The following is an 18,451-nucleotide window of genomic DNA, read 5'->3' on the forward strand; positions in this document are numbered from 1 at the left end:
AAGCGCCGGGTGGGGACCCGGCGCAAGGGGGAGAGACGATGGTGCGGCATCAGAAATCGTAGGCCACCGAGAACCGTACATAGCGAGGCGACAGGGTGTCCTGCACGCGGCCGTAGTCCGTGTTGGGACTGGAAGTGGTGCCATAGAAGTCGTTGTAGAACACCGGCGTCTGCTGGTCGAACAGGTTGATCACTGCAAGATTGAAGTCGAGCTTGTGATCCGCCCAGCTGGGCTTGTAATCCACGTTGAGGTTGACCTGGTGCGTCCATGGCAGGCGCCCCAGCGAACCTGGCGGTACCGGCACGCCACCGCACCAGTAGTAGGTGTGCGAGCCATGCAGCGCGAGCTGGTCCGGTCCGTAGCCGCCACGGCACAGGCGCGGCGTGCCGGAGGCAAGGTAGACGTTCGCGCCCACGGCCCAATCCTTGGCCACCTGGTACGCACCGTAGAACTTGATCTGGTGCCTGCGATCGTTGGGAAGCACGCCGGAGGAATATTCCATGCGTTCCGGGAAGTCCCAGCCCGTGGTAAGCGATTCGTACGATCCGCCCTGCTGGGAATAGGTGCTGACCGGACCTTCGTCGTTACCCCAGGTGCGCGAGAACACGTAGTCGAACTTGGCAAACCACTTGCCGTCCCACTGATGCTCCAGCGACAGGTCCAGCGAGTAGTAGCGACGCGTCGGCCCCTTGGGGAAACCCTGGTCCTTGGAGGTCAGCGTGACCGGTACCAGCGCGCCGCTGGGCGACTGCATCAGCAGCTTGCTGGTTTCGCCCGGATTGATCAGCACCAGGCTCTGCGCCCACTGGCTGCAGGTATCCGGCGTCATGAAGGCATAGCCTTGCGCACGGCCGGCCGAGCACTCGATCTGGATATCATCGAAGTCATCGATGATGCGGTCCATCCGCTGGTAGGTGCCGGTGGCGCCGAACACCCAGCTCGTGCCGAGCATGTCGAACTGCTGCAGCATGCCCAGCACGTAGTTGTCCGAGTACTCCGCCTTGATGTTCTGCGACGCAGAGACACGCGGATCCTTGGCCTGGCCGTACTCGCTGTCGATCGATACACCCGTGGACGGGTTCTGCGGCAGCGGCGTGAAGCCAATCGGCACGCCGGTGTTCGGGTCGATGCCGGTATAGGTGCCGTAGACGCCGGCATTGGTCACCGGAGCCGCGATCGAAAGGGCCACCTGCTCAGGCAGCGCCAGGTAGTAACGACCGGCGTTGCCGAACACCTTCAGCGACGAATCGCCATGCACGTCCCAGCTGAAGCCCAGGCGGGGCGCCCATTGCGGCGTGGTCAGGCGGATATAGGGCACGCCCGAGGCGTCGTAGTTGGTGAACTGGTCGTTGCGCAGGCCCAGGTTCAACAGCAGGTTGGGCGTGACCTGCCAGTTGTCCATCACGTACTGGGCACGCTGCGCCACGCGCACCGAGGCCACGCTGATGTCGGTGTGCTGCTGCACGTAGTAGCAGCGCGTTACGCCGGTGGAGTCGGGGTGGCACTGAGTAGACGGTGCCACATAGGGCGGGACATCGGGGCTCACGCCGAACACCGGCGAGCCCGGGTCGCTCTGCCCGTAGATCCACTGGTAACCCGGACCCGGGTCCACTGAACCGTCGTTGATGTCGCGGGAATTGATGTTGTCGATGCCCACCTGCAGGTCGTGGTCGCCCAACTTGTAGTCGAGGTTCAGACGATAGTTCGTCACCGATTCCTTGTGGTCCGGATCGGCAATCGAGGAATTGACCTGCGAGTTGGAAATGCCACCCGGCGGCGCGAATGCCGGGTCCTGCGTGGAGCTGCTGGCGACGTGCGGCAGCATCGGGTCGTAACCGGCATAGCCGGGCTGTCCGGTGTAATAGGTGCCGTGCATCTTGCCGACCATCGCATTCAGGGTCAGCGCATCGGTGATGTAGGACGTGTAATTGGCCACCCACACCTTGAACGTGGTGCGGTTGATCTGGTCCAGGCTGTTGAAGTCGCCCTGCTTGAGGGTGTCGTAGTCGAAGTCGTAGATGGTGCCGTTGGTCTTGTGCGCGTTCTGCACGTAGGACGCACTGAGCACGTTGCTGTCGTTGATGTTCCAGTTCAGCTTGGTATAGAACTTCGGATCCTGCACTTTCCACGTTTCGGTGGTGGCGGTGCTGCTGAACTCCGACGTGGTGCGGTAATGCGTGTTGTCCTGCTCGGCGCCCACGAACATGTACAGCTTGTCCTTGATCAGCGGACCGCTGATGTACGCGTCGTAGATGTTTTCGCTGGTGGTGTTGTGGTTGCGATAGATCGCCAGGTCACCGGGACGATTGCCCGTATTGGTCACCAGCGGATTGGCGTAGTAATAGTTGTCCGGGTCGGAGCGCAGGCTGCCCGGCTGCCACAGCGCGCGCACACCGAAATGCCATTCGTTGTCGCCGCTCTTGCCGATCTGGTTGATCACGCCGCCGATGGAGCGACCGTAGCGAGCGTCGTAGCCGCTGGTGAAAGTCTGCTGCTGCTCGATGGCGCCATACGGCAGCGAGATGCCGCCCTGGTTGTTGAGCAGCTCGGTGGTGTTCATGCCATCGAGGTAGTACGCGTTCTCCGCGGTTGATGCGCCACCGAATACCAGGTTCGGCGTGCCGAGCGGGCCATTGCCCACTTCCGGCGAACCCAGGTTCACGCCCGGCGCCAGCAGGGCGATGTTCTCGGCGGTGCGCTGCAGCGGCAACTGCTGCAGCTGCTTGGCGGTGATGGTGGTGACCTGGTTGGTGGTGCTCACGTCAATCGGCGGCAGCGAATTACCGCTGACATTGATCGTGCCGAGGGTCTTGGCATTGGCGTTGGCCGTCGGTGCGGCGAAATCCACCGCTACCGCACCCGCGGCCACCGGGCTGACCCCGCTACGCGAATCCACCACCTTGCCGTCCTGCAGCAGCGACACGGTGTACGTGCCCACCGGCAGGGTCACCGAATACTTGCCCGCTGTCCCCACGTCGATGGAGCGGTTGAAACCCGCGCTGCCGGAGATCTGAATCGTCTCTCCCGCCGCCGCCGGTACCGTGCCGTAAATGGTGCCGTTGGTCGCCTGCGCCCATGCCGTGCCGGTGAAACCCAGGGTGGCCGAACTGATGGCCAATGCCAGCGCCCTGCGCCGGAAGTTCTCTCTGCCATGCAACGAACACAAGGACCTGCCCTTCATGATCCGCTCTCCCCAGACGTTGGAACCCAAAGTGGCGCTGCCTGGATGAAACCTTGGCGTGCAGCTTCGTCGCGTCGGCAGACACCCAACCCCTTCCGATCATGACCGCCGCGGCTCCCCAGCCGCGAGGCGGTACGGAGCCCGAGCATACCCATCGCCCATCGCTCTCCACCAATGAAAAGACCGCCACCCGGCATAGCCGCAAGTTATGGTTGCGGGCATCGCGCAACGGCACTGTGCGCCTGAAATAGCCGTCCGAAATCAGGGTGTCCACGGTGCGCACGGCGCGGCACGCCCACCGTCTCCCCGCGACTGCCTCGCCATGTACGATGCGGACACAGTGCCGGCCCGGAACGTGCATCGCATCGGCGTTCGCCGGTGGCGGCACGGATCGCCGGCGCCCCGTCACGTTCTGCGGAGGAAGGGATGAAAAGACTGGCACGTTGGTTGGGGGCAGCACTACTGGCGACGTCCGTGCCCTGCATGGTCCAGGCGAGCGACGATGTACCACCCGGCACCATCGCACTGACCGTGCGCCTGCCCAATCCCGGCCAGAAGCTCCTGTACATCCACGAAAGCCTGCCGGTCGGGCCCGGTCCGCTGACGCTCTACTACCCGAAATGGATTCCCGGCGACCACTCGCCCGACGGCCCCATCGAACTGCTCATGGGCCTTAAGTTCACGGCAGGTGGCCAACGCGTGGCATGGCAGCGCGATGAGCTGGACCGGTTCACCTTTCACCTCGTGGTGCCAGCCGGCGCGCAGCAGCTGGACGTCGATTTCCAGTTTCCTGCCACGGAGCGCGTCACGCCGAACCTGATGGGCATCAGCTGGGACCAGCTCGCGTTGTATCCGTCCGGTTACCCGACCAAGGCGCTGATCTATCAGCCCACCCTGGTCATTCCGGCCGACTGGAGCTATGCGACCGCCCTGGAAACGGCGACGCACGATGGCGGGCGCATCAGCTTCAAACCTGTGTCGTTCAACACGCTGGCCGATTCGCCCGTGATCGCCGGCAAGCACTTCCGCCAGGTGGACCTGACTCCGGCGGGCTCGCCGGTACGCCGCTATCTGGACGTAGTGGGCGACAGCGCCGGGTCGCTGGAAGCGTCGGATGCCCAGATCGCTGGCTTCCGCCAGCTGATTGAACAGGCGCAGGCACTGTTCCACTCCCATCACTACGACAGCTACCACTTGTTGCTGACGCTGAGCGACTACGTGCCGGTGGGCGGCCTCGAACATCACCAGTCAAGCGACGACCGTGCGCGCGGTGGTTCGAAGATGTTTGCCGATGCCGATCACTTCCTGTTGGATGCCTCGCTGCTGCCGCACGAGTACACCCATTCGTGGAGCGGGAAATTCATGCGCCCGGACGGCCTGTGGCAACCCGATTTCGAACAGCCGGAACGGCCCGGCATGCTGTGGATCTACGAAGGCCTCACGGTTTACCTGGGCGATGTGCTGACGGCGCGCAGTGGCCTGTGGTCGGCCGACACCTGGCGCGATGTGGTGGCCTATCGTGCCGCCGACATGGCGAACCGGCCGGGCCGCAGCTGGCGGCCGCTGGTCGATACGGCGATTGCCGTGGATTACTCCGCACCCACGGCCTGGGGCAACTGGCGGCGACAGAATGACTTCTACCGCGAAGGCGAACTGCTGTGGCTGGCGGTGGACATGCGGATTCGCGAGAAGAGCCATGGCCAGCGTTCGATCGACGACTTCGCGCGACTTTTCTTCGGCGCGGATGACGGCAGCTTCGTCACGCACACCTATACCTTCGACGATGTCGTCGCCACGCTCGACAAGGTGCAGCACGACGACTGGGCACCCTTCCTGAAGCGCTGGACCGATGGCGTGGACGATCAGGTGCCGCTGCTTTCAGGCATCGATGCCAGCGGCTGGAAGTTGGTGTACACCGACCAGCCCTCCTCGTATCAGCATGCGCTCGAAACGGTGGGGCAGGGCGAGCTGGAAGTGAAGGGCATCAACGCCATGGCTTCCCTGGGCCTGTTCCTCAAGGACGATGGCGAAGTGATGGACGTGCTGTGGAACGGGCCTTCGTTCAAGGCCGGCCTTGCTCCGGGCATGAAGCTTGTTTCGATCAACGAGCATGCGTTCAGTCCCGCCGTGTTTCGGGACGGCATCACGCAGGCGAAGATGGACAAGAAACCTTTGCAGGTGCGCGTGCAGAACGACGGCGTGAATGAACTTCATGCCATCGACTACAGCGGTGGACTGAAGTATCCGCACCTGGTGCACGCCACCGGCAAAACCGACTCGCTGCAGAAGATCCTCGCACCCCGGCGCGACGGCGGCGGTCCGTAGCGCAGCCGCCGAAACGCCTCCATGACATGAAACGCCTCACCACCGTGGCTAAAGAGCGCGCCCGGTGGATGGCGCTGTGCGTGGCGCGCCGTTCACGAGGTGTGCACGGCATCCTCTGCTGAAATCCAAGCGTTGTGGAGCCAGCCAACCACCGGGTTGTCCTGTGGCGATTCGCGTGATCAGGGGATGCACACCATGAAAGCCTGCGCTGTCGCACTGCTTTGTCTGGGAATGACTGCGGGCGCCCTGTCCGGTGGCGATGCCCTGGCCCAGCAGACCACCACCACGAACACCTTCCAGGTACGCATAGGCATCCTGGGAACCTGCAACGTGCTGACGCCGACCGATATCGATTTCGGCACGCATGTTCCAAGTGTCGGCACGCACGACCAGACCGGCACCATCGACGTGCAATGCACCAAGGACACGCCATTCACGCTGGGGCTGGATGGTGGAACGACCAACGGCAACGTCAACGCACGCGCGATGACCAACGGCACCGTCAAGATCGCCTACACGCTTGCACACGACGCTGCCAAGACGCAGCTCTGGGGCAACGATGCCAGCAACTGGTACTCCGGTACCGGACTTGGGCTGGGCTCCGCCTACAACATCGCACTGACCGTTTACGCGCGCGCCACCATCGCGGGCAATGAACCACCCGGCACGTATACGGACACCGTCACCGCCACACTCACCTACTGAGCGGGAGCGAGCACATGCGCATGATGAATCGGATTCCCGGACGCGCTTTCCGGACCTCGCTGCTGACCGCCATGGTCGGACTGGGCCTTGCCCTGGGCAGCACGGTCACGCAGGCGGCAGCGCTGCAGGTGTCGCCGGTGATGGTGGATTTCAAACCCACCGAACAGGCCCAGGCGATTTACCTGGTGAACAACGGCAAGGAACCGCTGGAAGCCCAGGTGCGCGTCCGGCGCTGGACGCAGGTGCAGGGCCAGGACAAGCTGGATGAAGTGGACGACGTGGTAGCAAGCCCCGCGATCATCCGCGTGGCCCCCGGTGAACGTCAGGTGGTGCGCGTGGTGCGCAAGAAGCCCACGGCGCCCGCACAGGAGCTGAGCTACCGCCTGCTGGTGGACGAGCTGCCGCAGAAAACGAAGGCCGAGCACAGCGGACTGAACGTGCTGCTTCGCTATTCCATCCCAGTGTTCATCGCGCCAGCCGGCAGTGCCACTCAGCCCTCCAGCGAAGACGCCCAGACCGAAACGAATCTGAGCGTGGTGCATGCGCAACTGGTCGCCGCCGCGGCGGGCAAGTCCAACCTGCTCATGCGCAACGACGGCACCGTGCATATCCGCGTCAGCCATCTGGGCCTGACCTCGGCCAGCGGCAAGGACCGCATCCTGGAAGACGGACTGGTGGGCTATGTCCTGCCCGGGCAGCAGATGAGCTGGCCGGTGGATGTGGCGTATCCGCTACCCGCAGGCGAAACCCTCAAGGCGCGCTTCAATGACGACAGGGAAACCCACCCGGTCCCATTGGACCTCGCTGGCCGCTAGTGCAATTGCGGCATGCAGCCTGGAGTGCCACGCCCGCCCCGTGCCGCCCGATGCGGCAGCGCCCCAGCAGCTGACGCTTGCGACCGACGTGACGAACGCCAGCCCGAAGGAACCGGGCATGGAAGAGCTGTACCTGGGCGTCACGCTCAATCGCGTCGACACGCACAAGCTGGGGCACTTTTACCGCGCACATGACGCGCTCTATACAGATGCCGCCACCCTGCACGCATTGGGCCTGTCCTGGCCGGGCGACCATCAGGCGCACGGCCTGGTTGCACTGGTTTCGCTACCGGGGCTGGAAATCCATTACGACGCGGCGAACCAACGCCTGTCCCTGACCGCGCCCATTGAACTGCTGGGAGGGCCCTCCGCCCTCATCGGCTATATCCCGCCGCCACCGCCGCGGCTCGATCCGGCCGCCCGCGCTCCGGGCCTTCTGTTCAATTACGACCTCTACGCGCAGGGTGGCGACGGCTACCGGGCGATCAGCGGCTGGAACGAGCTGCGCCTGTTCGGGCTGGGTCCCGGCGTGTGGCGCACCAGCAGCGTGGTCAATGCCACGCACAGCAACATCGCCGGCGACGATCGCCAGTTCATTCGCCTGGATACCTCCTGGGAACTCGATTTCCCCTCGTCCATGGTGAGCGTGGTGGTGGGCGACTCCACCAATGGCGCGCTGGATTGGACGCGCGCCACGCGATTCGGCGGCATACGCGTATCGCGCGACTTCAACCTGCAGCCGTACCGCGTCACCGTTCCGCTGGCCTCGTTCGCCGGTGAGGCCACCTTGCCTTCCACCGTGGACATGTTCATCAACGGCATCCGGCAGTCCGAACAAAACGTGCTGCCGGGACGCTTCCAGATCGACAGCGCACCCGTGCTCAACGGTGCCGGCCAGGCGCAGGTGGTGGTCACCGACATCACCGGGCAGAGCCGTGTCGTCAACTTCTCGCTCTACAACAACCCGTCGATGCTGCAGGCAGGATTGAGCGACTGGTCGTTCGAGGCGGGCAAGGTGCGGCTGGACTACGGCCTCAAATCCTTCTCGTATGCCGCCGACGCCATGGGCACGGGCACGTACCGCTATGGCCTCAGCAATTTCCTGACCCTCGAAGCACATGCGGAAGTCACGCGCGACCTCTCCATGGGTGGCGGCAGCTTCATGCTGCGCATGGGACCGGCCGGCGGCGTGCTGAGTGCGTCTTACGCCATGAGCCAGCACGCGGGTGACAACGGATACCAGCACGGGCTGGGCTATGAGTGGGAAGGTGTGCTGCTCAATGTGCGCCTGTCCACGTTGCGCAACGATGCGGCCTTTGCCGATGTGGCCAGCCTTGCGGGTACCGGCCTGCCGCGACGGGTCGACCAGGCGTTCTTCGGCCTCAACCTGGGCCGCGGCCAGCTGGGCACCAGTTATCTGCGCCAGGACCAGGCCGGCGGCATACGCGCACGCTACGCCAGCCTGAGCTGGTCGCAGACCACCAGCCGCTACGGCAACTTCAGCCTCAGCTTCAGCCACGACCTGGGCGGCGGCACGGGTTCCACGGCCTATGTGTACTGGTCGCTTCCGCTGGGTGACCGGCGACAGGTGTGGAGCGGTGCGCAGCACCAGACGGCCGGCAACACCCTCACGGCCGGCGCGACGCAGTCGATCCCGGGCGATTCGGATGGCTGGGGCTGGCGCGTGCAGGGGGCGGCGGGGGACCAGGCCACCGACCAGGCCGAGGTGGGCCAGCTCACCCGCTTTGGCGAGTGGCGCGCCGGCGTGCAGGCATGGCGCGGTGACGGGCGCTCCGACACGACCGCCTATGTCGACGTCAACGGCGGCGTGCTGCTTATGTTGGGCAGCGTCTTCCCGATGCGCCGGGTGGACGATTCCTTCGCGCTGGTCACCACCGACGGCATTGCCGGCGTACCGGTGATGCTCGAGAACCGCTTCGTCGGCAATACCAATGACAAGGGACAGTTGCTGGTGACCGAGCTGAACGCGTGGCAGAACAACGACGTGAAAATCGATCCGCTGGTGTTGCCTGCGGAGATCGAAGTGGGGCGCGTGCAGCTCTCGGTGGTGCCGCCGACGGACAGCGGTGTGCTGGCGCGATTCCCCATGCGCAGGACAACACCGGTGATGCTGGCGCTGCGCGCGCCCGACGGGCAGTGGGTGGCGCCCGGTACCGAAGCGCGCCTTGAATCGAACGGTGCGCCCGCCGTGGAGGTGGTCGTGGGTTACGAGGGCAAGGTCTACCTGCAGGATCCACCCGCCGGCGCACGACTGATGGTTCCGCTGGCATCGGGGCAATGCTCCATCGTGCTGCCCGATCCGCTACCCGGCAGCGGATGGCTCGATCTGGGAGAACTGCCGTGCCGCTGACCGCCTCAACCGCACCGCGCCGGCTGGTCTGGCTGGGCCTGCTGGCGCTGCTCCTGCTGGCGCTGGTGCCCCGGCAGGGCCATGCGCAGGGCTGCTACGTGAGCGGCGCGTTCGGCATGAATTTCGGTGCGGTAGGCACCCACGGCGGTTCATCCAGTTCGTCCGTGCAGGTGGTCTGCCAGCCCGACTACGCCACCAGCCGCACGCTGTACTACCACCTCTGCCTGTATATGGGGCCAGGCTCGCAGAGCGGCGGACAGACGACGCGCCGCATGACCAACTACAACGGCTGGTACCTCGACTACGACCTGTTTGCCGACCCCGCGCACACGCAGCGCATCGGCGATATCGGCTCCTCACCCGTGTACCAGTTGCACGGCGCCGTGCCACCCGGCTCGCCCATGACGCTGAATGCCTTCATCTACGGACTGGTCTATCCGAACCAGCCCGTCGCGGCGTCACCACCGAATTATCAGGAGACGAGCATTCCAGGCACCGTCCATTTCAGCTTCCGCTACGACTCGCCCAGCCCCACACCGTCGCCCGATTGCATGAGCGACGTGGGCGCCAGCGGCACGGGTGCCACCTCGTTCAACACCTCCGTTGTCGAGGCTTCGTTCGAGAACGCCTGCAGCGTCAGCGCCACGGATCTCGACTTCGGCCAGGTGCTGCCCACGCAGGCGATCAACGCGGTATCCACGGTTCGCGTGCAGTGTCCTGCCAATACCGCATGGAAAGTGGGCCTGGACAACGGCCTGAACTACAACGCCGGCCTGCGGCGCATGTCCGGCAGTGGCAGCACCATCACCTACGAACTCTACCGGGATGCCACACGCACGCAGGAATGGGGCAATACCGATGGATCCATGAACACCGGCACGACGGACAACACCGGCAGCGCGGTCAACCTCACCGTCTACGGAAAGGTCTCGGCGCAGCCGGATACACCGGCGGGTCAGTACAGCGACACGGTCGTGGTGACGCTGTACTACTGAGAGACGCCGACGTCTCTGCAGGCAGGTGGATCAGGTCATGCGTTCCGATGAAGCGGCCACGCGTGCAGAACCGGTCGTTCACCGGGCGCCGGCGCGGTGACGGGCTCAGGGCATGTACTGCCCGATGATCATGGCGTTGAGCTCGCGCCCTTTCCAGAACATGTGATGGATCCGCTCATTGAGCTTCTCCAGCGAACTGGAACTGATGTCACCAAAGCTGAGCATCACGGCAGGTCGCGACCCGTCTCCCGGGACATGCTCGATGTCCTTCCAGGCCGGAAAGCCGTATTTGGCCAGAAATTCTCCGAGTTCCTCATCCGAGGTTCCCGGTGCGATGTTGCCCAGCAATAGACGCAACATGATCCTTTCTCCTGCCGTGCCACCGGGCAGCATCGCTTTCGATGGCAGGCGCTTCAGTCGTCAGTATTTCTGCGGAATGAAACGGAAGGGGTAATCCGGTTCGCGGTAGCCGCCTGCCTTCTGGCGCTTGGGCAGCTCGATCTTGGGCCGATCCACCTCTTCATAGGGAATGCGGCCGAGCAGGTCGGCGATGATGTTGAGGCGCGCGCGCCGCTTGTCGTTGGAATCCACCACCAGCCATGGCGCGAACTGCGTGTCGGTCGCCTTGAACATGTCGTCGCGGGCACGCGAGTAGTCGTACCAGCGGCTGTATGACTTGAGATCCATCGGCGACAGCTTCCACAGCTTTCGTCCGTCGTTGATGCGCCCCTTGAGCCGGCGGGTCTGCTCCTCCTCGCTGACCTCCAGCCAGTACTTCAGCAGGATGATGCCCGAGCTCACGATGCTTCGCTCCACCAGCGGCGCCACGCGCAGGAAGGTTTCCACCTGGTCTTCGGTGCAGAACTCCATCACGCGCTCAACGCCGGCGCGGTTGTACCAGCTGCGATCGAAGATCACGATTTCACCAGCTGCCGGCAGATAGGGCAGGTAGCGCTGGATGTACATCTGACTCTTTTCGCGGTCAGTGGGCGCGGGGAGCGCTATCACGCGGAACACGCGTGGACTGACACGCTCGGTGATGGCCTTGATGGCCCCGCCCTTGCCCGCGCCGTCACGGCCCTCAAAGACGATGCACACTTTCGCCCCGGTCTTCTGCACCCACATCTGCAGCTTCACCAGCTCGACGTGCAGCTTCTCCAATGCCTTGTCGTACTCCTTGCCCTTCAGCCGGGTGTCTTCGGCGGGAGCGGCCGGCTCCGGCTGCTTTTTTTCCTTTGTCTTTTCCTTTGCCATGGCATCGCGCCTCCCACGGTTAGAGAGCTCACTTGCAACGACTCCGGTCAACCACCCGGCGAAAGAACACGCACAATGGCGACGCCCTGTCCACGGCATCGCCACGCCGGCCACGACAGCCGGTTAGTTCATCCCCATCCATCCGCATCCAGCGTGACAGCAGGTTCATCAAGCCTTCGTCAAATCAGGCGCTTGCCAGCCGCGAAGCAGGGCCCCTGGCGTACTGGATGTAGGCGCGCTGCAGAACTATGATCGGCCTGCCTCGGTTGGACAGGATGTGATCGCATCATGCTTTCCGACGAACCCCTGCTTCCCATGGAGCCTGCGACGAACAACACGCGGGCGTGGTTGCGTTGGCTGCCGGGCGTAGAGACGCTGCGGAGCTATCAGGCCAGTTGGTTACCCAAAGACATCGTCGCCGGCCTGGTCGTGACGACCATGCTGGTGCCCGTGGGCATTGCCTATGCCGAGGCCTCGGGTGTTCCTGGTGTGTATGGCTTGTACGCCACCATCGTTCCGCTGCTGGCCTATGCCATCTTCGGCCCCAGCCGCATCCTGGTGCTTGGCCCGGACTCCGCACTGGCAGCGCCCATTCTCGCCGTCGTGGTGTCCGTCTCCGCCGGCGACCCCTCACGCGCCATTGCCGTCGCCGGCATGATGGCGGTCGTATCCGGCCTGCTCTGCGTCCTGCTGGGATTGTTCCGGCTGGGCTTCATCACCGAGCTGCTGTCCAAACCGATTCGATACGGCTACATGAATGGCATTGCGCTGACAGTGCTGGTAAGCCAGCTACCCAAGTTCTTCGCTATTTCCATCGAAGATCAGGGGCCGCTGCGCGAGATGGTGAGCCTCGGCAAGGCCATCGTTGCGGGCAAGGCCAACTGGTACACCTTTGCCGTGGGTGCAGGGACGCTCGTGCTGATCCTGCTTCTCAAACCCTTCAAGCGGCTGCCGGGCATCCTCATCGCGGTCGTCGTCGCCATGCTGTGTGTCGTCGCCTTCAAGCTGCAGGGCTACGGGGTCAAGGTGCTTGGCCAGATTCCGCAGGGCTTGCCACGGTTCGAGATCCCCTGGGCAGACGGGGCCGACCTGGTGAAGATCCTTCTTGGCGGCTTCGCCGTGGGCTTGATCTCGCTCGCGGACACCAGCGTGTTGTCGCGCACGTTTGCCGCGCGCCTGCATACGCGCGTCGACCCCAACCAGGAGATGGTCGGATTGGGCGTCGCCAACCTGGCGGCCGGCTTTTTCCAGGGCTTTCCCATCAGCAGCAGCTCATCGCGCACCCCAGTGGCCGAGGCGGCGGGCGCGAAAACACAGCTGACGGGCGTGGTGGGCGCCGTCGTGGTGGCGCTGTTGCTGATGGTGGCGCCGAACCTCATGCGCAACCTGCCCAACAGCGCACTGGCAGCCGTCGTGATTGCGGCGGCGCTCAGCCTGTTCGAGTTCGCCGACCTCAAGCGCATCTTCCGGATCCAGCAATGGGAGTTCTGGCTTTCCATTGCCTGCTTCGTCGGCGTTGCGGTGTTCGGCACCATCCCGGGCATCTGCATTGCCGTGGTCATTGCGGTCATCGAGTTCCTGTGGGATGGATGGCGGCCGCATTTCGCCGTACTCGGCCGCGTGGAAGGCCTGCGCGGCTACCACGATACAAAGCGCTATCCGCAGGCTGCGCGGATTCCGGGCCTGGTGCTGTTCCGCTGGGACGCGCCGCTGTTCTTCGCAAACGCCGAACTGTTCCAGCAACGCCTGCTGGAGGCTGTCGATTCATCACCGACACCCGTGCGCAGGGTGATCGTGGCGGCCGAACCGGTGACCAGTGTTGATGTCACGTCCGCCGACATGTTGCGCGAGCTGAGCTGCACCCTGCTCGATCGGAACATCGCGCTTCATTTCGCTGAAATGAAGGATCCGGTGCGCGACAAGCTCCGGCGCTTCGAGTTGACCGACGTCATCGGCGACGCAAGTTTCCACCCCACGGTGGGTAGCGCCGTGGATGACTACCTGCACAAGTCCTGACCCACGCCGAAATCTATAGGGCGAACGCAGCGGGGATCACCTGCTGCACGTGGCGATGCACGGTTGCCGGCAAACGCGTCACAACTCGACCAGTGACGACGCTGGCCTCGGCCGGGTCGGCTGAACTGATCCGTCGCGACTCGCGGCCCTGCGGGCCCGGAAGAGCGGACGGGCCGCGGATCGCGCAGGCGCCTTGATGAATGCAGCTGACATCCGGACGCGGCCTGGTCGCCGGATCCGGCCTGTTGACGTCGGGGAGCCGCCTTCGTGTACCCCGAAAACAAAAAAGCCCCGCATTTCTGCAGAGCCTTCTGGATACACGCAATGGTGGCTATGGGTGGACTCGAACCACCGACCCCAGCATTATGAGTGCTGTGCTCTAACCGGCTGAGCTACATAGCCTTGGGTGCCGCCCGCCGCGGATGCCGACGTGGCGTCGGTCTGGCAGGGCCCGGCAGTGTAGTGGGCCCGGGCGTTCGGTTCAAGAGGTCCGGTTGTCCCGCCTTCCTGAGCGTGCTTGAATGGGCTCCAGAGCCATGGCGGAGGTGAGTCGTCCGTCGTACCCGCCCGGCTTCAGGAGGCAACATGATCGACGTCGATGGCTATCGCCCCAATGTAGGCATCGTTCTGCTCAATGCAGACGGCCGCCTGTTCTGGGCGCGGCGCGTCAATCGTGATGGCTGGCAGTTCCCCCAGGGCGGCATGCGCAGCGACGAGACGCCGCTGGAAGCCATGTACCGCGAGCTGGAAGAAGAAACCGGGCTGGCTCCGCACCATGTCGAGGTGATCGGCGCCACCCGTGGCTGGCTGCGCTACCGCCTGCCCAGCCGCTATGTCCGCCACCACCAGCACCCCACATGCATTGGCCAGAAGCAGGTGTGGTTCCTGCTGCGCCTGGTGGGGGCTGAGGACGACCTGCGCCTGGACGCCTGCGAGAAACCGGAGTTCGATCACTGGCGCTGGGTGGATTTCTGGTACCCGGCGGCCCATGTGGTCAACTTCAAGCGGCAGGTCTACGAGCGCGCCCTGCGCCACTTCGCGCCGCTGGTGGAATCGCTGCTGAGCCTGGAACTGGGCGAGCTGCCGCACCGCGAGGGCCCGCAGGCCGGTGACGGGCGACGCAAGGGCAAGGCCGCGGCCTGATCCCGGCAAGCGGCCGGTCCGGCGTGCGTCCCACGGCGCCGGCGCGCCCCATCTTCACGTACCCGGCCGCTGCCTGAACGCACCCCCGGGACCCCACCCCTGAGCTCAGTTGACAATCATTCGCATTTGCGTTCCCATATGCACCCATGTATATCTGCATGTGCAACGCCGTGACCGACGGCGACATCCGCCGAGCCGCCGCCGAGGGCGTCCATCAGTTCGCCGAACTGCAGGCGCGCACCGGCTGTTCCGATTGCTGCGGCTGCTGCGAGTCCGAGGCCCGTGCCACGCTGGACAAGGCCGTGGAGCAGGTGCTCTCGAGCTTGCCGGTGGTCGCCATCGCCTGAGCCGGCACCCCCATGCAGAACCCCGTGACGCGCAGCCCAGGCTGCGCGTTTTCGTATGCGCAAGTCCTAGTCATTCTCGTTCCGACACCTGCACAGAGGACGCCGTATAGTCGGGCGCTGCATTGATAGGAGACTTCCCATGAAGGGCGACGCCAAGGTCATCGAGTTCCTCAACAAGGTGCTCTACAACGAGCTCACGGCCATCAACCAGTACTGGCTGCATTACCGCATGTACAAGGACTGGGGCTATGACGAACTGGCCGAGCACGAGCGCAAGGAATCCATCGAGGAGATGAAGCACGCCGACAATCTGGTCGAGCGCATCCTGTTCCTCGACGGCCTGCCCAACCTGCAGCACCTGGGCAAGCTGCGCATCGGCGAGAATCCGGTGGAATGCCTGCAGGGTGACCTGGACCTGGAGATCGCGGCCGTGAAGGATCTTCGCGAAGCCATCGCCCACAGCGAAGGCGTAGCCGACTTCGTCAGCCGCGACCTGTTCAAGAGCATCCTGCACGACGAGGAAGAGCACATCGACTGGCTGGAAACCCAGTTCAGCCTGATCAAGGACCTGAGCGCCGAGCGCTACCTGCAGTCCAAGATCGACAGCTGATCCCGCGTGCCGATGGGAACGGTCGCAAAGCGTGCCACCGTTCCTTGACGCTCTCTGCACACCGGGGCTATACCTTGGTTTTCCCCGGGAACGCCCCGCATGGCTTCACGTCCGCCACCGCGCTTCGTGGTACGTCCGCACGACGCAACGGTCGGGCGGCGGCGCCTGTGGCTGGCAGCCGCCTGGGTAGCCAGCCTGCTCATCGTCGGGTTGGTGGTGGGCAGCATTGCCCACCACGGCACCCCGGTTGCCAATGAAGAACGCCAGATCAAGGCGCTTACCCGGCAGAACAACGACCTCCAGCAGCAGGTGGCCAACCTGCAGCGCGCGGGCCAGGTGGCGGATATCGCCACCCGCTCGCTGCGCAAGACGCTGTCCGAGCGCGAAGAGGAAATCAGCGGCCTGCGCGCCGACCTCGGTTTCTATGCCCGCCTGACCGGCGGCGATGCCCAGCGCGAAGGGCTGAAGGTGCAGGAAGTGCGCCTGCAGCCGGTGGAGCATTCGCACGCCTGGAACCTCACGCTCAGCGTGACCCAGAACGCCAAGCGCGGCGACGACGTGACCGGCAACGCCACGGTGAGCGTGGAAGGCCTGCGCGGTGACAAGGTGGTCCAGCTGGACTGGCCCGCGCTGGGCGATGCCGCGCAACGCGACGGCATCCCCTTCCGCTTCAAGTATTTCCAGCAGCTGCAGAGCACCATCGTGCTGCCGGCCGACTTCCGGCCCACCCGACTCATCATCAAGGTCCAGCCCGCCGGGGACGATCCGGTGACCCGCGCGGTCGCCTGGGGCGAGGCGCTGTCTGGCCACCTCACACCGACCCAAGGGGAACAAGATGCTCAACCGTAAGCGCAACGAGCGCGCGCCCGCCCACCCGGATACCAGCCTGATCGCCCGCGGCACCCTTATCCAGGGCGACGTGCGCTTCAGCGGCGCGCTGCATCTCGACGGCCAGATCGTCGGCTCGGTGCTGGCCGAGGAGGAAGGCGCCGTTTTCACGCTGAGCGAGAGCGGGCACGTGCAGGGCGAAATCCGCGTGCCGCACGCCATCATCAACGGCCAGGTGCGCGGCGATATTCACGCCACCGACCGCCTGGAACTGGCTGCGGAAGCCCGCGTGGTGGGCGACGTTCACTACCGCACGCTGGAGATGGCCGCCGGAGCCCAGGTGAACGGGCGCATGAGCCACCACTCGCTGGAAGTGCCCAGGGAGCTGCCTGCACCTACGCTGGCCGGGGCAGAAGCCGTACCGGCCTGATCGCGGTATCCTTGCGTACGAGTTGCCGCATCCCCACTTGAGTCCCATGGATACCGTCGTTCCCCTCCCCATCGTTCCCGACTACCGCAGCGCCGGCGCCCCGCTGGTGTTTACCGAGGCTGCGGCCCGCAAGGTGCATGAGCTGATCCAGGAAGAGGGCAATCCGGAGCTCAAGCTGCGCGTGTACATCACAGGCGGCGGCTGTTCCGGCTTCCAGTACGGCTTCACCTTCGACGAAGCCCAGGCCGAGGACGACTTCGCGCTGGCGCGCGAGGGCGTGACCCTGCTGGTGGACCCGCTGTCCCTGCAGTACCTCACCGGCGCCGAGATCGATTACTCGGAAAGCCTGAGCGGCTCGCAGTTCGTCATCCGCAACCCCAACGCCAAGACCACCTGCGGCTGCGGCTCCTCCTTCTCCGCCTGAGATTCGTCACGGCATGGATAGCCCCACCTTGCCGCGACGCAACACCTTCGCGGGACTCAGCCTGATCCTCGATCGCGTCGCCGAGCGCCGCGATGAATCCCTGTGGATCAGCGAACTGGCAGCGTCGGATTCGGCGCGCTACCTGCTGATCGACCCGCTTGGCCAGACCTACCTTCCCACGGACGGCCAGACCTTGCGCTGGCTGGACGCTGCCGAGCGCGAACGACTGCTGGGCGACGTGAAGGCGAGCTTCCTCGGCCTGACCGACGAACGCCCGAACTTCCTGCTGGCGCTGGACGACGACAAGCGCGCCGGTGAGCTGGAACACGCGCTGGGCGCACGCCGTGCCGGCCTGCGTGACATTGGCCTGCTGCTGCCCGTGGACGAAGCGGGCCTGTTTGCCTACGGCAAAGGCCTGGCCCACTGGCAGCGCGAAACGCGCCATTGCCCGTACTGCGGTTCGCCGCTGGTGCTGGTGGCATCCGGGCATCGCGCGCAATGCACCAACACCGCATGCGGCCGCATGCAGTTTCCACGCACGGACGCCGCCGTCATCGTGATCGTGGAACACGAGGGCGCCTGCCTGCTCGGGCGCCAGGCCGGCTGGCCCAAGGGCCGCTATTCCACACTGGCCGGTTTCGTCGAACCGGGCGAATCGCTGGAAGATGCCGTGCGCCGCGAGGTGGCGGAAGAATCCGGCGTGATCGTGGGCGACGTGCATTACCACTCCTCGCAGCCGTGGCCGCTGCCGCAATCGCTGATGGTCGGCTTCACCGCCACGGCCGTCGACCGCACCATCCGCCTGCGCGACCACGAGCTGGAAGAAGCACGCTGGTTCACGCCGCAGGACATCGTCGACGGCATGGCCGACGGCAGCTTCCTGCCCTCGCTGCCGCTGTCGGTGTCGTACCGCCTGCTCGAACACTGGTTGCGCGAACGGGCAGGACTGGAGCTGGACGCACTGGTGGCGCAGCACAAGCGCTGAGCTGCTGACCCGTCACGACCTT

The 18,451-nt window shown here is 64.8% G+C and carries 16 protein-coding genes and 1 tRNA gene; 13 read left to right on the forward strand and 4 right to left on the reverse strand.

Going from position 1 to position 18,451, the window contains the following annotated elements; genetic code table 11:
* Positions 1-49 precede the first annotated feature (49 nt).
* Positions 50-3,181, reverse strand: a complete 3,132-nt coding sequence (locus tag H8F01_RS09335; RefSeq protein WP_187058752.1) for a TonB-dependent receptor — start codon at positions 3,179-3,181, stop codon at positions 50-52.
* A 426-nt stretch (positions 3,182-3,607) separates the two neighbouring features.
* On the opposite strand from H8F01_RS09335, the gene H8F01_RS09340 reads away from it, so the two are divergent.
* The 5 genes from H8F01_RS09340 (at position 3,608) to H8F01_RS09360 (ending at position 10,392) form a co-directional block, all read left to right on the forward strand.
* Positions 3,608-5,506, forward strand: coding sequence for a M61 family metallopeptidase (locus tag H8F01_RS09340; RefSeq protein WP_187058753.1), 1,899 nt, complete (start codon positions 3,608-3,610; stop codon positions 5,504-5,506).
* A 195-nt stretch (positions 5,507-5,701) separates the two neighbouring features.
* Entirely contained in the window at positions 5,702-6,211 is a 510-nt protein-coding gene (locus tag H8F01_RS09345) for a Csu type fimbrial protein (RefSeq protein WP_222615741.1), read from the forward strand.
* Positions 6,212-6,225: 14 nt separating this feature from the next.
* Entirely contained in the window at positions 6,226-7,026 is an 801-nt protein-coding gene (locus H8F01_RS09350) for a fimbrial biogenesis chaperone (protein ID WP_222615742.1), read from the forward strand.
* Between the two features lie 118 nt (positions 7,027-7,144).
* A complete protein-coding gene (locus H8F01_RS09355; RefSeq protein WP_222615743.1) occupies positions 7,145-9,397 on the forward strand; it encodes a fimbria/pilus outer membrane usher protein in 2,253 nt (750 codons plus the stop codon).
* Positions 9,388-10,392, forward strand: a complete 1,005-nt coding sequence (locus tag H8F01_RS09360; protein ID WP_222615744.1) for a Csu type fimbrial protein — start codon at positions 9,388-9,390, stop codon at positions 10,390-10,392. The genes H8F01_RS09355 and H8F01_RS09360 overlap by 10 nt, the downstream gene beginning before the upstream one ends.
* A gap of 105 nt (positions 10,393-10,497) precedes the next feature.
* Here H8F01_RS09360 and H8F01_RS09365 read toward each other — a convergent pair whose 3' ends face one another.
* Together H8F01_RS09365 and ppk2 are read right to left on the reverse strand one after the other, a co-directional pair.
* Entirely contained in the window at positions 10,498-10,752 is a 255-nt protein-coding gene (locus tag H8F01_RS09365; RefSeq protein WP_187058756.1) for an RNA recognition motif domain-containing protein, read from the reverse strand.
* A 60-nt stretch (positions 10,753-10,812) separates the two neighbouring features.
* Positions 10,813-11,646, reverse strand: coding sequence for a polyphosphate kinase 2 (ppk2, locus tag H8F01_RS09370; RefSeq protein ID WP_187058757.1), 834 nt, complete (start codon positions 11,644-11,646; stop codon positions 10,813-10,815).
* 288 nt (positions 11,647-11,934) lie between these two features.
* Here ppk2 and H8F01_RS09375 point away from each other — a divergent pair, with 288 nt between their 5' ends.
* Positions 11,935-13,662 (forward strand): SulP family inorganic anion transporter, encoded by a 1,728-nt coding sequence (locus tag H8F01_RS09375; protein WP_187058758.1) that lies wholly within the window; start codon positions 11,935-11,937, stop codon positions 13,660-13,662.
* A 325-nt stretch (positions 13,663-13,987) separates the two neighbouring features.
* Here H8F01_RS09375 and H8F01_RS09380 read toward each other — a convergent pair.
* A tRNA-Met gene (locus H8F01_RS09380) sits at positions 13,988-14,064 on the reverse strand.
* Positions 14,065-14,247: 183 nt separating this feature from the next.
* On the opposite strand from H8F01_RS09380, the gene H8F01_RS09385 reads away from it, so the two are divergent.
* The 7 genes from H8F01_RS09385 to nudC all read left to right on the forward strand — a co-directional run bounded on the left by H8F01_RS09385 (position 14,248) and on the right by nudC (position 18,429).
* Positions 14,248-14,805, forward strand: a complete 558-nt coding sequence (locus H8F01_RS09385; protein WP_187058759.1) for an RNA pyrophosphohydrolase — start codon at positions 14,248-14,250, stop codon at positions 14,803-14,805.
* Between the two features lie 146 nt (positions 14,806-14,951).
* Positions 14,952-15,152, forward strand: a complete 201-nt coding sequence (locus H8F01_RS09390) for a (2Fe-2S)-binding protein (protein ID WP_187058760.1) — start codon at positions 14,952-14,954, stop codon at positions 15,150-15,152.
* 139 nt (positions 15,153-15,291) lie between these two features.
* Complete coding sequence (gene bfr / locus H8F01_RS09395) at positions 15,292-15,762, forward strand: bacterioferritin (protein ID WP_187058761.1); 471 nt, start codon at positions 15,292-15,294, stop codon at positions 15,760-15,762.
* Positions 15,763-15,861: 99 nt separating this feature from the next.
* Positions 15,862-16,611 (forward strand): DUF6776 family protein, encoded by a 750-nt coding sequence (locus H8F01_RS09400; RefSeq protein WP_187058762.1) that lies wholly within the window; start codon positions 15,862-15,864, stop codon positions 16,609-16,611.
* Complete coding sequence (locus tag H8F01_RS09405) at positions 16,598-17,020, forward strand: bactofilin family protein (protein WP_187058763.1); 423 nt, start codon at positions 16,598-16,600, stop codon at positions 17,018-17,020. Before H8F01_RS09400 ends, H8F01_RS09405 begins: the two co-directional genes overlap by 14 nt.
* Positions 17,021-17,066: 46 nt before the next feature.
* Complete coding sequence (gene erpA, locus H8F01_RS09410) at positions 17,067-17,444, forward strand: iron-sulfur cluster insertion protein ErpA (RefSeq protein ID WP_187058764.1); 378 nt, start codon at positions 17,067-17,069, stop codon at positions 17,442-17,444.
* A 13-nt stretch (positions 17,445-17,457) separates the two neighbouring features.
* The gene (gene nudC, locus H8F01_RS09415; RefSeq protein ID WP_187058765.1) at positions 17,458-18,429 is read left to right on the forward strand and encodes an NAD(+) diphosphatase; all 972 of its coding nucleotides are present in this window, start codon (positions 17,458-17,460) and stop codon (positions 18,427-18,429) included.
* The last annotated feature ends 22 nt before the right edge of the window (positions 18,430-18,451 follow it).

The sequence above is a fragment of the Dyella telluris genome, assembly GCF_014297575.1.
GTDB lineage: Bacteria > Pseudomonadota > Gammaproteobacteria > Xanthomonadales > Rhodanobacteraceae > Dyella > Dyella telluris.

Bases quoted from the DNA above. Each gene is read 5' to 3' on its own strand.
- H8F01_RS09405 (WP_187058763.1), top strand. From the start codon at position 16,598: ATGCTCAACCGTAAGCGCAACGAGCGCGCGCCCGCCCACCCGGATACC.
- erpA (WP_187058764.1), top strand. From the start codon at position 17,067: ATGGATACCGTCGTTCCCCTCCCCATCGTTCCCGACTACCGCAGCGCC.
- H8F01_RS09355 (WP_222615743.1), top strand. From the start codon at position 7,145: ATGGAAGAGCTGTACCTGGGCGTCACGCTCAATCGCGTCGACACGCAC.
- H8F01_RS09350 (WP_222615742.1), top strand. From the start codon at position 6,226: ATGCGCATGATGAATCGGATTCCCGGACGCGCTTTCCGGACCTCGCTG.
- H8F01_RS09375 (WP_187058758.1), top strand. From the start codon at position 11,935: ATGCTTTCCGACGAACCCCTGCTTCCCATGGAGCCTGCGACGAACAAC.
- H8F01_RS09390 (WP_187058760.1), top strand. From the start codon at position 14,952: ATGTATATCTGCATGTGCAACGCCGTGACCGACGGCGACATCCGCCGA.
- H8F01_RS09400 (WP_187058762.1), top strand. From the start codon at position 15,862: ATGGCTTCACGTCCGCCACCGCGCTTCGTGGTACGTCCGCACGACGCA.
- nudC (WP_187058765.1), top strand. From the start codon at position 17,458: ATGGATAGCCCCACCTTGCCGCGACGCAACACCTTCGCGGGACTCAGC.
- H8F01_RS09385 (WP_187058759.1), top strand. From the start codon at position 14,248: ATGATCGACGTCGATGGCTATCGCCCCAATGTAGGCATCGTTCTGCTC.
- H8F01_RS09345 (WP_222615741.1), top strand. From the start codon at position 5,702: ATGAAAGCCTGCGCTGTCGCACTGCTTTGTCTGGGAATGACTGCGGGC.
- H8F01_RS09340 (WP_187058753.1), top strand. From the start codon at position 3,608: ATGAAAAGACTGGCACGTTGGTTGGGGGCAGCACTACTGGCGACGTCC.
- bfr (WP_187058761.1), top strand. From the start codon at position 15,292: ATGAAGGGCGACGCCAAGGTCATCGAGTTCCTCAACAAGGTGCTCTAC.
- ppk2 (WP_187058757.1), bottom strand. From the start codon at position 11,646: ATGGCAAAGGAAAAGACAAAGGAAAAAAAGCAGCCGGAGCCGGCCGCT.
- H8F01_RS09365 (WP_187058756.1), bottom strand. From the start codon at position 10,752: ATGTTGCGTCTATTGCTGGGCAACATCGCACCGGGAACCTCGGATGAG.
- H8F01_RS09335 (WP_187058752.1), bottom strand. From the start codon at position 3,181: ATGAAGGGCAGGTCCTTGTGTTCGTTGCATGGCAGAGAGAACTTCCGG.